The organism is Hyalangium versicolor (assembly GCF_020103695.1).
In the GTDB taxonomy this organism is placed as follows: domain Bacteria; phylum Myxococcota; class Myxococcia; order Myxococcales; family Myxococcaceae; genus Hyalangium; species Hyalangium versicolor.
Map to the genome: position 1 here is coordinate 221,060 of NZ_JAHXBF010000009.1, position 14,035 is coordinate 235,094.

8 protein-coding genes are annotated in these 14,035 nt (G+C 68.2%); 3 read left to right on the forward strand and 5 right to left on the reverse strand.

Translation table 11 applies throughout. The annotated features are described in order from the left end of the window. Positions 1–7 precede the first annotated feature (7 nt). A complete protein-coding gene (locus KY501_RS20330; RefSeq protein WP_224364866.1) occupies positions 8–1,600 on the forward strand; it encodes an adenylate/guanylate cyclase domain-containing protein in 1,593 nt (530 codons plus the stop codon). 30 nt (positions 1,601–1,630) lie between these two features. Here the strand turns inward: KY501_RS20330 and KY501_RS20335 are convergent, their stop codons facing one another. Next, complete coding sequence (locus KY501_RS20335) at positions 1,631–2,311, reverse strand: Crp/Fnr family transcriptional regulator (protein WP_224364867.1); 681 nt, start codon at positions 2,309–2,311, stop codon at positions 1,631–1,633. A 183-nt stretch (positions 2,312–2,494) separates the two neighbouring features. On the opposite strand from KY501_RS20335, the gene KY501_RS20340 reads away from it, so the two are divergent. Further along, the gene (locus KY501_RS20340; RefSeq protein WP_224364868.1) at positions 2,495–3,862 is read left to right on the forward strand and encodes a cyclic nucleotide-binding domain-containing protein; all 1,368 of its coding nucleotides are present in this window, start codon (positions 2,495–2,497) and stop codon (positions 3,860–3,862) included. Positions 3,863–3,867: 5 nt separating this feature from the next. Here the strand turns inward: KY501_RS20340 and KY501_RS20345 are convergent, their stop codons facing one another. Next, complete coding sequence (locus KY501_RS20345) at positions 3,868–5,385, reverse strand: sensor histidine kinase (protein WP_224364869.1); 1,518 nt, start codon at positions 5,383–5,385, stop codon at positions 3,868–3,870. 209 nt (positions 5,386–5,594) lie between these two features. Here KY501_RS20345 and mfd point away from each other — a divergent pair, with 209 nt between their 5' ends. After that, on the forward strand, positions 5,595–9,179 hold the full coding sequence (gene mfd / locus KY501_RS20350) for a transcription-repair coupling factor (RefSeq protein WP_224364870.1): 3,585 nt from the start codon (positions 5,595–5,597) through the stop codon (positions 9,177–9,179). A gap of 25 nt (positions 9,180–9,204) precedes the next feature. Here mfd and KY501_RS20355 read toward each other — a convergent pair whose 3' ends face one another. From KY501_RS20355 to KY501_RS20365, 3 genes are all read right to left on the reverse strand, one after another. After that, positions 9,205–12,183, reverse strand: coding sequence for a serine/threonine-protein kinase (locus tag KY501_RS20355; protein ID WP_224364871.1), 2,979 nt, complete (start codon positions 12,181–12,183; stop codon positions 9,205–9,207). A 152-nt stretch (positions 12,184–12,335) separates the two neighbouring features. Continuing rightward, positions 12,336–12,788 carry a DUF6896 domain-containing protein gene (locus KY501_RS20360; protein ID WP_224364872.1) on the reverse strand — a complete coding sequence of 151 codons (453 nt, stop codon included), beginning with the start codon at positions 12,786–12,788 and terminating at the stop codon, positions 12,336–12,338. A gap of 172 nt (positions 12,789–12,960) precedes the next feature. Then, positions 12,961–13,977 carry a peptidylprolyl isomerase gene (locus KY501_RS20365; RefSeq protein WP_224364873.1) on the reverse strand — a complete coding sequence of 339 codons (1,017 nt, stop codon included), beginning with the start codon at positions 13,975–13,977 and terminating at the stop codon, positions 12,961–12,963. Positions 13,978–14,035 lie beyond the last annotated feature (58 nt).

The following is a 14,035-nucleotide window of genomic DNA, read 5'->3' on the forward strand; positions in this document are numbered from 1 at the left end:
AGGACGCATGTGGCTCATCATGAATCCCGGCCTCGTCTCGGAGCGGGTGGTTCCGCTGCCCGAGGGGCAGACCACCATCGGCCGCACCGAGGAGAACAGCGTCTGCGTGCTCCACGCCAGCCTGTCACGCCGCCACGCGCGGCTGGAGCGCAACGGCGAGCGGGTGCTGCTGACCGACCTGAACAGCAAGAATGGCACCTTCCTCAGCGACACCCGGGTGGCGACTCCCTGTGAGCTCCGCCCGGGAGACGCCTTCCGCTGCGGCGAGGTGGCCTTCAAGTTGATGGCTCAAACCAACGAGCCACGGCCCACCCATGTCCAGGAGCTGCGGACACGCTTCTCCCCCTCGTCGATGGATGACCTGCTCCTGGCGGAGCACACGCCCGGCAGCTCCATCCTGAAGGTGAGGCAGGCGCCCCCGACGGATGCCCGCGCCGCCGAGAAGCTCCAGGTGCTGCTCAAGGCCTCCCAGATGCTCTCCGCGCTCGGTCCCATCGACGAGCTGCTCAAGCGCATCATCCAGCTCGTCTTCCAGATCCTCGAGGTGGACCGGGCGGCCATCTTCCTGGTGGACCCCTCCAACAACACGCTCCGCCCGCGCGTGGCGAGTCTCTCGTCCGGACAGGTGCCCTCCGGCCCCTTCTACAGTCACCAGATCATCGAGTACGTGCGCAACCAGAGCGTCGCCGCCCTGTTCGCCGACGCCCTGCAGGATCCACGGCTGGAAGGGGCCTCGTCGGTGATGGTGCAGTCCATCCACGCCTCCATGTGCGTGCCGCTCAAGCCTCGCAACGAGGTGCTGGGCGTGCTGTACGTGGACAATCTCTCCCAGGCCAACCGCTTCAACCAGGAGGACCTGGAGTTCCTCACTGCGTTCGCCAACCAGGCCGCCATCGCCCTGGAGAACTCGATGCTCTCGCAGCGGCTCGCGGACGAGGCGGTGCTGCGCAACACCTACCTGCGCTTCTTCCCCGCCCCCGTCATCAAGAAGCTCGAGAGCACCCGCGGCGCGCCCCTGGAGCGCGTCGAGACGGAGGTGACGGTCCTCTTCTCGGACATCAGCGGCTTCACCTCGCTGTCCTCCACCCTACACCCCATGCAGGTGATGGATCTGCTCAACGAGTACTTCCCGGTGATGGCGGACATCGTCTTCCGTCACGAGGGGACGTTGGAGAAGTATATCGGCGACGCGCTGATGGCCATCTGGGGCGCGCCGTTCCCCCAGCCCGACGACGCGGACCGGGCGCTGCGCGCGGCGGTGGAGATGCAGCACGCGCTGGCGGACATGAATGCGCGCTGGAAGTCGCAGGGCAAGCCGGAGCTGCAGATCCACGTGGGGCTGAACACGGGCCGGGTGGCCGCGGGCAACATCGGCTCGGAGAAGTATCTGCAGTACGCCACCATCGGAGATGCCACCAACGTGGCCAGCCGCGTGTGCAGCGCCGCCTCCGATGGGGAGATCTGCCTGGCCGAGGCCACGTTCCAGCGCACCCAGGAGCGCTCCTGGCCCCTGGAGAAGCTGGCCCCCGTTCAGGTGAAGGGCAAGAAGGATCCCCTCACCCTGTACCGGGTGGACTGGAAGGCCCGTCCCGTCCGCTGAGCGGCGGAAAGGCCCGCTGCCCCGGCTGGCCTACTCCGCCTCCTGGCCCAACCGCTCGGGGCGGACCAGGGTGATCTGTCCCCCCTCGTAGGAGAGCAGGCCCTCGCGGACGTAGAAGCGGAGCCACTTGTTGGTGCTCTCCCGGGTGAGGCCGCACAGGTTGGCCAGCTCCGACTGGGTCAGCTTCTGCGTGATGACCACTCCCTCGGCTCCAGGCCGGCCCTGGTTCTCCGCCAGATCGAGCAGCACCCGGACCAAGCGTGTGCGCGCATCCAGGAAGGTCGTGTCATGCACGAGCTGCGTGACGCGCCGGACCAGCCGGCTCAGCGCCGACAGCAACTTCATGGCCACCTGAGGACGCGCCTCGAGGAACTTCCGGAAGTCCTCCCGCTGAAGGCTCAGCAGGTCCACCTCTTCGCGCGCCACCGCATCCGTGGAGCGGGGCTCGTCATCCAGCAGCGCCAGCTCGCCAAAGACATCTCCGCGATCCAGCAATGCCAGAATGACTTCCTTTCCATCCTCGGAGCTGAGGCGGATGTTCACCTGCCCTTTGCGAAGGATGTAGAGCGCCGTGCCCACATCCCCCTGGTGGAAGATGACCTCTCCTTTCGCATAGCGCCGGGAGCGCAGGAGGGTGGACAGATGCTCCAACTCCTCGGATTGGAGGTTCTCGAAGATGGAAATGTTGGACAGAAGCGGTGCGTAGGACATGGCTTCACTTTCTCCATCCTGCCTGACTGGCGTAGGGCCTGGTGAGAATAAGGACCATGATTGTCGTTGCCACACGCGATGACTGTGCGCGAACTCACTCTCGGGCTGTGAACCGCCTCACAGCAGCTTCGGGCAGCAAGTTCTACGGTAACGCCATTCAACCCCGAACCCGTGGAGCTGAACATGTCCCGCCCCCTTCGCCAGCTGTCCATTGCTTCGCAGGACTCCCGCTCTGCTTTCGAGCGCTCCTTGAGCCACCGCGCAACCACCTCACGGCAACTCGCCGACCGCGACGCCGAGAGCGTGTCCAGCTCCCTGCTGCGCCGCGCCAAGGACAAGGCCACCTCGCTGCTCGCCCAGGGAGAGCTGGAGGAAGCGCTCAAGCTCTTCCAATCGGTGGCGGTGGCCACGCCGGGCGAGCCCCTGTGGCGGCAGAAGGTCGCCGAGATCCTCCAGCGGCTGGGCCGCACGCGTGAGGCCATCGCCGAGTACGAGGTGGTGGCGGAGACCTGGGCGAAGACGGGCTGGTTGCTGCGCGCCATCGCCATGTGCAAGGCCATCCTCCAGCTCGATCCGAACCACACCCGGACCCAGGCGCTGCTGGCGAACCTCCACACCCGGCGCGAGCAGCCTCGCGGCCAGGTGGGCACCGCGGGGAGGCCCGTGGCCCTTCCTCCGGGCCTCAAGCGGGCCCGCGACTCCCGGGAGGCCGAGTCCCTGCCCACCATTCCCTTCTTCTCCTCCCTGGGCCGGGAGGTGTTCCTGGAGGTGCTGGCCGGCGTGGAACGGCGCCAGTACAAGCCGGGTGAGTTCATCGTCCGCGAGGGCACCCCGGGCAGCTCCATGTTCATGATCGTCGAGGGCTCGGTGAGCGTGGTGCGCCAGGGAGAGCAGGGCCAACCCCTCATCCTGGCCTCGCTGGGCGAGGGAGAGCTCTTCGGGGAGATGGCGCTCCTGTGCGAGGGGCCTAGGCTCTCCAGCGTGGTGGCCATGGAGGACACGGTGCTGCTGGAGTTCACCCGTGAGCGCATGGAGAACATCGCCACGCGCTACCCCCAGCTGGCCGAGATCATCCAGCAGCTCTACCAGGAGCGGCTGCTGGCCAACGTGCTGCGCAGCAACCCGCTCTTCGCCGGCTGGCCGGAGCCGCTGCGGCAGAACGTGGCGGCCTCCTTCACCCCCATCTCGGTCAAGGCAGGCGAGGAGATCATCTCCCGCGGACAGCAGGGCCACACCCTCTTCCTCGTACTGCGCGGCCGCTGCGCCGTCTTCCACCACCACGTGGACGGCAACGAGACGCCCTACCCGGACATGGCCGAGGGGGCTGTCTTCGGGGAGATTTCCCTGCTGCGCAGCAGGCTGGCCACGGCCTCGGTCCGGGCCCAGACGCCGTGCCTGCTGCTGAAGCTGGAGCGGGCGACGCTCGACCAACTGCTGCCGCGCCACCCGGCGCTGTACAAGGAGCTGCAGCGGCTGAGCGCCGAGCGCATGCTGCGCACCACCATGCTGCTCTGCGGGCACCCCATCCACCTGGGCGACACGCGGGTGTGAGCCGGCTAGGCACACCTCTCGCCGGGGTGCTCCAGCTCGGACGAGGTGTCCTCCACCGTACCTCCCGGCGCCGGCACCGAGCGCGGGAGCATCAGCACGAAGCTGGTGCCCTCCGCGTGCGTGGAGGAGACCTCCACGCTCCCACCATGCGCCTGGATGATCTGCGCGACGATGTAGAGCCCCAGCCCCAACCCACCCCGGGAGGGCTTGCTGGCGCTCTCGGAGCGATGGAAGGGCTCGAAGAGACGCTCGCGCAGGGAGACCGGAATGGGAGGCCCCGCGTTGTGCACCTCGACGCGCTGCAGGGACTCCAAGCCCTCCAGACACACGCTCACCGGCGTCCCCGGCGGGCTGTGCTGAAGCGCGTTGGCCACCAGGTTGGAGAGCACCTGCGCCATCCGCTCCTCGTCCCAGAAGCCATGGCAGTCCCCACGCACCTCGAGCTGGATGCTTCGGTCCACGTAGACCAGCTCCAGCTCGGAGATGACGCGGCGGCACACCTCGTCCAGCGCCACATCCCTCGGGCGCAGGGGGATGCCTCCCGCCATGCGCGCCCGCGTGAAGTCCAGCAACTGTTTCACCAACCGGGCCATGCGCTCGGCGCTCCCGTCGATGCGCTGCACCACGCGGCGCACCTCCGGCATCAACGACTCCTTCGCGAGCAGGGTCGCCGAGGACAGCCGGATGGCAGCCAGCGGGTTGCCCAGATCGTGCCCCAGCACGCCGATGAAGCGCTCACGGAAGTGCCCCTCCTGCTCCCGCTCATCCTCCTGCCGCTTGCGCGCGGTGATGTCCCGGCTGATGCCGAACAAGCCATACTCCGCTCCGTCCGGCTGGCGGAGCACCCCCTTGATGGTCTGCCAGATGCAACCGAAGCCAGGTCCACCCTCGGCGTCCTCATAGGTGGCCGTCTCGCCCGATTCGAATACCGCCCGATCATGCGCCACGGTGGCCACCGCCGCCTCGGGGCCCAGGAGCTCCGCATCGGTGCGCCCCAACACCTCGTCGGGTGGACGGCCGAAAGCTCGCGCCGCCGCGGCGTTGAGCAGGACATAACGCCCGATGAGATCCTTCACGAACACCGCATCCGTGGTGCTCTCGATGACCGCGTGGAGCAGATCCCGATCCCGGCGCAGTGCGCCCTCGGCCGCCGCGCGCTGGGTGAAATCCTCCAGGAAGAGGGTGAGGCCGCCCTCACTGGGAGCCAGCCGGGCCTGGAGCCAGACGAGGCCCCGGGGCGTCATGCGGCCGAAGCGTTCCATCTCTGGCACTTGCCGCTCCACGACTCGCACACAGGCATCGAAGAGGCTGCATTCACCTACCCACGGAGCCTCATCCAGCAACCGTTGGCCGGGCGATGGGAGCAGCCCAAGCACCCCCTGGCGCTCCCGTCCTGACAGCGTGTCCACACACTCGAAATCGAGGATGCGCCCTTCGTGCGAGCGGATGGCGCGCAGGCGGACCCAGACATCCGCAGGCAGTGCCTCCGCATAGATCGATAGTGGCTCGCTCCAGGATCGCATGCATTCGCCTCGTAAGGCGCCCCCGCACCTCTCCCGTGAGCCTAACGCTGCTGCCCTTCCGCCAGGAAACCACCCTGCCCGGCGAGTTACCGGGCGATGGTGTCTGTCGGACAAAAAGGGGCTGCCGATCGTTGGTGGACGTCATGCCCAGGGCCTTGTCTTCGTTGACCGGCCCGGGGCTGGCTCTTATACGCGGAGCCTCAGCCACGATGGATACTCCCTTCGGTCAGAGACTCGGCGCGGAAGCGCTGCGCGGTGCACCTCCCTTGGTGGGAGATCCCTTCGCTCACGTGTTGGAGCGCCTCCAGCCTGGACGCCGCGTGCGTACCCAGGGCATCCAGGGCGCGGCCCGGGGCTATGTGCTCGCCCGCCTCGCGCGCAGCCTGAAGGTGCCGCTCGTCTGCGTGGCGGTGGACGAGGAGGCAGCCGACGCCCTGGCCTCGGACCTGGCCTTCTTCCTGGGGGGCAAGGGTACGCCCCTGGAGCCGCGCGTGCTGCGCCTGCCCGCGGACGAGGTGCTGCCCTACGACGAGTTGTCGCCGGAACCCACCGCTGTCAGTGAGCGGCTGGGCGCCCTGTTCCACCTGGGCCAGGGTACGCGGTTCCCCGCCCTGGTCATCTCCCTGCGGGCGCTGCTGCGCAAGGTGATACCACCTCCGATGATGAGCACGCTGTCGGCGCTCATCACCGTGGGCCAGGACTTCGATCGGGACTCGCTGGCGCGCAAGCTCGCCGCCATGGGCTACCAGTCCAGCCCGCTGGTGGAGGATCCGGGGACGTTCTCGGTGCGCGGCGGCATCCTGGATGTCTTCAGTCCGCTCTACGAGCGCCCCGTCCGGCTCGAGTTCTTCGGCGACACCATCGAGTCCATCCGCGTGTTCGATCCGGACAACCAGCGCACGGTGGACTCGCTCAAGGAGGTGTACCTGGTGCCCGCGCGGGAGGCGATGCTCACCGAGCAGACGCGCCCGCGAGCCGAGGCCGCCGCACGCTCCGTGGCCGACCGCATCAACATGCCCACCATCAAGCTGCGCGAGCGGCTCGACGCGCTGCGCGAGGGCATGCCGGGCTTCGGCCTCGAGGGCCTGCTGCCCGGCTTCTTCGAGGGAGGGTTGGGCACCCTCTTCGACTATCTGCGTCTGTGGGCGAAGGACCTGCTCTTCTACCTGGATGACCCGGTGGGTCTGGACCGCGCCGCCAGCGATCTGTGGGCGGAGCTGGAGCGCTCCTTCCAGGCCGCGGACGAACGGCAGGATCTCACCTTCCCACCGCCGGAGCACTTCCTCACGCGAGCGCAGGCGGATGCGCAGCTGGCCGGGGTGCGTGTGCTGGAAGGGGGCGGGCTGGCGCTGACCCCGACCGAGCAGCCGCCGGTGATGTTCTCGTTCGGCGGCACGCAGGATCTTCGTGAGGCCATCCTGGCGCACCACGGCGAGGAGGGCGCGCTCACACCGCTGGTGGAGCGGCTACAACGCTGGCGGGACATGCGGGTGGCGTGCGCCGTGGCGTGCGGAACACTGAGCCAGGCGGACCGGCTCAAGCGGCTGTTGCTGGACCGCGGCGTGATGGTGCGCATCCACGAGGAGCCCATCGCGGACGTGAGCAAGCTCTACGAGCCCTCCGTCCACGCCCACCTCTACCCCAGCGAGGTGAGCCACGGCTTCGTGGATGGCACGGGCGGCTTCGCCCTGCTCGCGGACGAGGAGATCTTCGGCGTGCGAGCCCGGCGCCGCGTGCGGCGCTCCAAGAAGCTGGATGCCTTTGGCGCGGGCTTCGGGGACCTCAAGGAAGGCGACCTCATCGTCCACTCGGACTTTGGCATTGGTCGCTATGCGGGCCTGACGAAGATGCAGGTGCAGAACGTGCCGGGTGACTTCCTGGTGCTGGAGTACGCGGGCCGGGACAAGATCTACCTGCCGGTGAGCCGCATGCGGCTCATCCAGAAGTTCACGGGCGGGGATCCGACGAAGGTCCAGCTGGACAAGCTGGGCACGGCGAGCTGGGAGAAGACGAAGAAGCGCGTCAAGGAGCAGCTGCTCAAGATGGCGGCGGAGCTCTTGCAGATCGCCGCCGCGCGCAAGGCTCACCCGGGCCACGCGTTCTCCGCGCCGGACCGCTACTTCCGCCAGTTCGAGGCGGACTTCGAGTTCGAGGAGACGCCGGACCAGGCCAAGGCCATCGATGACGTGCTGGCGGACATGCAGAAGCCGGAGCCGATGGACCGGCTGGTCTGCGGCGACGTGGGCTACGGCAAGACGGAGGTGGCGATGCGCGCCGCCTTCAAGGCCACGCTGGACCGCAAGCAGGTGGCGGTGCTGGTGCCCACGACGGTGCTGGCGCAGCAGCACTTCCTGTCCTTCAAGAAGCGCTTCAAGGACTATCCCGTCACCGTGGAGGTGATCTCCGGGCTGAAGAAGCCGCCCGAGGTGCGGGAGATCCTCAAGCGCGCCAAGGAGGGCCGGGTCGACATCCTCATCGGCACGCACAAGCTGCTGGCCGGGGACGTGGCCTTCAAGGAGCTGGGCCTGCTCGTGGTGGACGAGGAGCAGCGCTTCGGGGTGAAGCAGAAGGAACAGATCAAGCGGCTGCGCACGCAGGTGGACGTGCTCACGCTGACGGCCACGCCCATTCCCCGCACGTTGCACATGTCCATGTCGGGCGTGCGGGACATGAGCATCATCGCCACGCCGCCGCAGGACCGGCGCGCCATCCGTACGTTCGTGATGAAGTTCGACCCGCCCGTCATCAAGGAAGCCATCGAGCGAGAGGTGGCCCGCGGCGGACAGGTGTTCTTCGTGCACAACCGGGTGCAGTCCATCGCCTCGATGGAGCGCTTCCTGAAGGAGCAGGTGCCGAACGTCACCATCGGCGTGGCGCACGGGCAGATGGGCGAGGGGCAGCTCGAGAAGGTGATGCTGGAGTTCACCGAGAAGAAGTACCAGGTGCTCCTGTGCACCTCGATCATCGAGAGCGGCATCGACATCTCCAGCGCCAACACGATGATCGTGAACCGGGCGGATGCATTTGGCCTGGCACAGCTCTACCAGTTGCGCGGGCGCGTGGGCCGATCCAAGGAGCGTGCGTACGCATACCTGCTGGTGCCCGCGCGGCGGAACATCACCCGGGATGCGCAGCGGCGCCTGGAGGTGCTGCAGAACTTCACCGAGCTGGGCGCGGGCTTCTCCATCGCCAGCCACGACCTGGAGATCCGCGGCGCGGGCAACCTGCTGGGCGAGAAGCAGTCCGGAGCCATCGCGGAGATCGGCTTCGACATGTATGCGCAGCTGTTGGAGGAGGCCGTGGCGGAGCTGCAGGGCCAACCTCCGAGCACGCAGATCGAACCGGAGATCACCCTGCCCCTGGCGGCGCTCATCCCGGACGACTACGTGCCGGACGTGCACCAGCGGCTCGTCTTCTACAAGCGCTTCGCCCAGGCGAGCCATCCGGACGAGGTGACGGACCTGCGCGCCGAGTTGGTGGATCGCTACGGCGAGGCACCCGACGAGGTGGACAACCTCTCGGAGCTGACGCTGCTGAAGATCGACATGCGGGACCTGCGGCTCCGAGCGTTGGAGTCCGGAGCCGGGCGGCTGGTGGTGACGCTGGGCGCGGACGCGCTGCTGGACGGACCCAAGGTGGCTGCGCTGGTGCAGCGCTCCAAGGGTGTCTACCGGCTCACTCCGGACATGAAGCTCATCGCCAAGATCCAAGAGGGCACCAAGGGCCAGGCGTTGGTGGTGGAGGCCCGAAAGGTGCTGCGCGATCTGCACACCTGCGCACTGCCGCAGGCGTGATGGGATGCGTCGCGCGACTCGAGCCTCAGAGCGGACCTTTCGGTGAGGGCTGCGAAGGGCCGTGCTGCTTCAGCCACGAGGACGCCTGCTCCGCCTCCGTGGCCCGGCCCACGCGGCGCCAATACTCCCAGGCTTGCGTGACCAGCCCGATGGCGCGAGACCTGTCCCCGTGGGTCTCCCAGAGCGCCTGGGCCAGCGCGAACTGAACCCGAGGCCTCTCCGCCATCGGGGCCAGCTCCAGCGCTTTCTCGAGGAAAGGCAGAGCCTCGGCGGGACGGCCCTGAGCCAGCAAGACCCGGCCCATCCCCAGCAAAGGGCCCACTCGCCAGGGATCCGCGGGCGTCAGCACCTTGTCCTGCAGGGCCAGGGCACGCGCGTACTTCTCCCGCGCCTCGGCATCGCGGTGGAGTCCCCTCAAGGCATCTCCCTGATCATTGAGCGCATCGGCGACGCTCGGGTCGTCGGGCCCCCCCAATCGCTGTCTCAAGTCCAGCACGCGGGTGTGCGCCGCGAGCGCTTCATCGAACCTCCCCATGTCCTGAAGGACATGGCCCTGCTCGCTGATCGACTCGGCCAGGGCGGGGTGCTCGAAGCCCAGCACTTTCTCCCGGACGGCTCGCCCGCGCGTGTGCTCCTCGAGCGCCTCCTCGAGCCTGCCCATGCTCTGCAGGACGTCCCCGCGGCAATGCAGTGCTTCCGCCACCTGGGGGTGCTCGGGGCCCAGGACCTTCTGGTTCAGTTCCAGCGCCTGGGTGCAGGACTCGAGCGCCTCGTCGAACCGCCCCAGCTCCTTGTAGACGCTGCCCAGGGAACTCAGGGACTCCGCTACCCGAGGGTGCTCGGGGCCCAGCGCCTTCCTCCTCAACGCCAGCACCCGGGTGTGGGCGTCGAGCGCCTCATCCAGCTTGCCCATGCGCTGGAACAGGATGCCGAGATTGTTGAGCGTGGAGGCAACCTCCCCATGTTCGGGGCCCAGCACCTTCTGCCTCAGCTCCAAGGCGCGCTCATAGGCCTGCCGCGCCTGCTCCGGCCGCCGCAACGCGGAGAAGATGGTCCCCAGGGTGTTGGCGGCGAAGCCACGAATCCGATCATCACCCGCCAGCTCCGCGATGCTCTCGGTGATGGGCACCATGGTCATCGCATCCTGAGGGCGCATCAGGTGATTGCTCGTCATCCAGGCCAGGGAACTCGAGGCCCGCGCCAGCATGAGCGAGTCCTTCCCTCGGGCAGCAACTGCCATGACGTCGCGGAGGATCTCCGCGGCGCTCCGGTAATCCCCCGCGGAGTCCTTGAGCCAGGCGAGGATGAACAGGGTGCGGGCCAGCAACGGAGCGTCGCCTGCCGCCTTCACCTGGGGCAGCAGCACCTCCACCATCGCGAGCCCCTGCTTGACGCGGCCGGCGTCCTGGAGGGCCTGGAGGGAATCCACCTGCTCCTGGAGCGCCTCCACCTTCGCGCGCTGCACGGGGTCCTCTGGAGGCGGAATGGCCGCGGTGAGCGCCTTGGCATCCCCGCAGTACTCCAGCGAAGGCAGGGCCTGCACGGCCTCGACGGCCCTGCTCAGCAGTTGCGTGTCCGGACTCTGGGAGAGCAGCGTGGTGAGCGCGCGCAACTGGCTGCGCCTGCGCTCCAGGCACCCCTCCTCCAACAGCAGCAACTCCGCCGTCTCCAGGTGAGCCTCCTGCGTCGCGCTCACGCACAGCGCCACGCGCTGCTTCACCCAGGCTCCGGCATAGGAGTCCAGACGCTGCAACACCCGCTCCGCGGTGGCCCGCGCGTAGGGCACTCCGGTGGCGAGCAGTCCCTGCTCCACCCGGCCCTTGACCGTCTCGTCCCAGACGCCGCTCAATCGCAGCGCCATGCGGTCACACTCCTGCTCCCGAGGGTGAGCCCACGCCCAGAGCGCCAGCCCCGAGGCGGCCGCCACCAGTCCCACCACGGCCCAGCGCGAGCGCTTCGCCCGCCTCCGAGCCTCCGGATCATCGGCCAACGCCCTCAGCAGCTCCTTCATGGAGGACGGGCGCTTCGCCGGGTCGCTGTGCAGCCCGTGAAGGAGCGTGCGTGTCACCCTCGTGGGGACCTGCGTGTTCTCCGGCGGCTCGATCCTCCCGGCGCGTTGGGCTTCACGCAGCTCCGCCACGGTGTTTCCGCGAAAAGGCATCTGGCCGTGGACACCCTCGTAGAGCGCCACGCAGAAGGCGTATAGATCGCTGCGTGCGTCTCCGCGCCGGCCTCGGAACTGCTCGTCCGCCATGTAGCTCGGCGTTCCCATCCACAGGCTCGAGCGGTGGGTCAGCCGGGCAAGGGACGCGGTAGGACGCGGGAGAGGAATCGCCTCCGGCAGGGGGAGCGCCTCTTCCTCCGGGGAAGACTCGAGCCAGACCAGGCCGAAGTCCGTCACACGCGCGCGCCCGTCGTTCCCCACCAGCACGTTGTCGGGCTTGAAGTCATGGTGGATGAGGCCGGCCTCATGGGCCGCCGCCAACCCCTGCCCCGCGGCCAGGTATTGCGCCAGCACCTCGCGCCACGGACGGCCCTTCTGCCAGCGGCGCAGCGTCTGCCCCTCCACGTACTCCATGGCGATGAAGAGCGCGCCGTCGTCCAGGGTACCCGAGTCGTACACCGCGACCACGTTCGGGTGGTTCAGCCGGGCCATGGCCTGCGCCTCGCGCACGAAGCGGGCCTGCTCCTCGTGACGGCGGCTCTCCCGGCCACTCCAGGGACGCATGAGCTTGAACGCCACGCGCCGATCCAGCCGCGCGTCATACACGCTCAACACCACCCCCATGCTGCCCTGGCCCAGCGTGCCGAGCACCGTATAGCGCCCCAGCAACATGAACCCGGGCTCGGGGATGACGGGCGGAGCATTCTCGGGCTCCACCTCATAGGGCAAGGTGGTGGGCCCTCCATCAGGGGCCGGAGAAGCGGGCGAGCCGACGTGAGGAGTGGACGCCTCATGATTCTGGCCCGGGTGCTCCTTCTCCCCTGGCTCGTCCCCGCTCATCCACAGCCCTCCCCGTGCATGGCTGCCGCCTTCGATCCGGTCCCTGATTCGAGACCGATAGTAGCCGAATCGGACGCGCGGCCCGATGAAGGAAGGCCGGACGGCTGCCAGGCCTGCGCTGTGGCGAAGCGCCGCGAGGTGTCAGACGGAAGTCAGTTCGTGGGAGCCAGCTTCCACAGCCGGACATCCACGCGATCCCTCACGACCAGGCCCAGCGTCTCCAGCTCCAGCAACCACTGCTCCAACGAGCGCTCGTCATCCGTGGGGAAGTCCCGGGCCCCCACCCGGACGCTGCTCACGTTCAGCGACTCGAAGTACAGCATGAGCCGCCAGGCATCGAACGTCTGCGGCTCTCCCACCGCTCGGTGCACATCCACCATCCGCCGGGACTCCTGACCCTGGAAGTCCACTCCCACCCCGTGACGGTGGAAGTGCCAGCTCTCCCCGCGGACGAAGATCTCCCCATGGCGCGGCAGCCGCCGGTAGGCCCATGGATCCAGCGCCTCCGGGTGGAAGTGCAGCCAGGCCTTCACCAGCTCCGCCTGGAGCGAGACGAAGCGCTGCAACAGCACCACGCACCCCGCTGCCGATCTGCCTTCAGCCACGGCACGAGCCTCCACTCAGCGAGCAGTCAAAGAGAACCTCTCTAGGATGAGGAAATAGAGCGCCACCGCCCGACCTGGATGCCGCGGGGCAGCCCCTCCCCGGTGATCCATCACCGGAGGCAATCACTGTACGCAACGTGCGGGCCGGCTGAAAAGGACACGCCGGGTTGAGTCACTTCGTCGCCGCAGGGGTCGGCAGGAACCCAGGCACCGGGCCCGAGGAGGCCGCCTGCGGCGCCTGGAGATCCACCTGGAGCTTCTGCAGCGCGGCCTCGTCCGTCTTGAAGTGGGCACGCTCCTGGAGCTCCTCGGTGAACTTCGCCACGCGCGCGTCCCTCCGCTCACGAGCCATCCGCGCCTTCAGCATGGAGCTGACCGCGTCCAGGGGCTGATTCTTCGCCGGCCGCAAGTCCGTGAGCTTGATCAGGTGGAAGCCGCTGTCGGACTCCACCACCGGAGAGAGGTCTCCCGGCTGCTTCAGCGCGCTCGCGGCGGCCGCCACCGGCTCTCCCAGCCGGGCCTTCAGCTCCTCGGGACTGACCAGGTGGGTATCCGCCTCGGCGGGCTTCGCGGCCGGGTTGCCCGAGGCCTCGGTGATCAACGCGTCGAAGGAGTCGAAGTCCAGCGACTGGAGCTTGCTCGCCTTCTCCCGCAGCGCCTGCGCCAGCTTCTTCTTCGCCGCCCGATCGGGACTCCCCTTGGGCGCGGGCACCAGCAGGTGCGAGTAGCGCGCGCGCGCCGGCTGGACGAACTCGGCCTTGTGCGACTCGTAGTAGGAGGAGAGCTCCTCGGGAGGAATGGGCGGCGCCTTCTCGTCGAACTCCTTGAAGAGCAGTTGCTGCACCATGGCGCGCTTCATCGCCTCCTGCACCTCCGGGTCGTTCTCCAGCCCCCGCTTCCGCGCCTCGGTGACGAAGAGCTCGAAGCGCGCCAGGCCCTGGGCGTACTCGCGGCGCTGGTCCAGGGACTCGATGCGGGTGCGCGCCGCCGGGTTCATCTGCGCGATGTAGCCCTGCAACTGCTCGATGGTGACGGCGCCCCCATCGAACGTCACCACCGGAGTGCCCTTCGCGGCGGACTCCGACGAGCCGGATGCGGGCTTCGTGCCTGAGTCCTTTCCTGGCTTGTCGCAGCCAGCGAGCAGGAGGAGCGAGACGGTCGACACGGACAGGAAGCGAGAGAGGGGCATAAGGAGGGCTTTTCGCTAGCACCGTCCAGCCATGAGCGGCAAGGCACGGATGCACTCA

What these genes read in the sequence shown, in the direction of transcription:
- KY501_RS20365 (WP_224364873.1), bottom strand. Translation starts at nt 13,977, where the DNA reads ATGCCCCTCTCTCGCTTCCTGTCCGTGTCGACCGTCTCGCTCCTCCTG.
- KY501_RS20335 (WP_224364867.1), bottom strand. Translation starts at nt 2,311, where the DNA reads ATGTCCTACGCACCGCTTCTGTCCAACATTTCCATCTTCGAGAACCTC.
- KY501_RS20340 (WP_224364868.1), top strand. Translation starts at nt 2,495, where the DNA reads ATGTCCCGCCCCCTTCGCCAGCTGTCCATTGCTTCGCAGGACTCCCGC.
- KY501_RS20355 (WP_224364871.1), bottom strand. Translation starts at nt 12,183, where the DNA reads ATGAGCGGGGACGAGCCAGGGGAGAAGGAGCACCCGGGCCAGAATCAT.
- KY501_RS20330 (WP_224364866.1), top strand. Translation starts at nt 8, where the DNA reads ATGTGGCTCATCATGAATCCCGGCCTCGTCTCGGAGCGGGTGGTTCCG.
- KY501_RS20345 (WP_224364869.1), bottom strand. Translation starts at nt 5,385, where the DNA reads ATGCGATCCTGGAGCGAGCCACTATCGATCTATGCGGAGGCACTGCCT.
- mfd (WP_224364870.1), top strand. Translation starts at nt 5,595, where the DNA reads ATGGATACTCCCTTCGGTCAGAGACTCGGCGCGGAAGCGCTGCGCGGT.